This window comes from Vallitalea sediminicola (assembly GCF_054408565.1).
The window spans coordinates 1-270 of the sequence record NZ_BTPT01000324.1 but is presented as its reverse complement, the minus strand read 5'-3'; the positions used below and the strand labels follow the sequence as shown (position 1 = coordinate 270).

1 protein-coding gene is annotated in these 270 nt (G+C 35.9%); it reads left to right on the top strand.

What is annotated here, in order from left to right; all coding sequences use genetic code 11:
• Nucleotides 1-270, top strand: a 270-nt coding sequence (locus tag ACX6CF_RS26910) for a hypothetical protein (RefSeq protein WP_458788447.1), incomplete at both ends; no start/stop codon positions are given.

The following is a 270-nucleotide window of genomic DNA, read 5'->3' as shown; positions in this document are numbered from 1 at the left end:
GACAATGTTAAAGATGCTATTGATAATATTGAGAAGAAGCATAGAAGCCTAAACCGAAAGTTATCTCAAGTTAAAGATGCTGTTCATATTGCAGAAAAAGAAATGACAGTGGTTGTTGACGACTTTGATCGAAGAATGAGCTCTAATGACATATTCATGCCTTCTTGTAAACCCAGTACATTAGCAACGCAAAAGAGCACTACTGAAAGTGAAGAAGCTCAAATTAGTAAAGCAAAACTAGCTCAAGAAAAACTAGCAACACCCCATAAG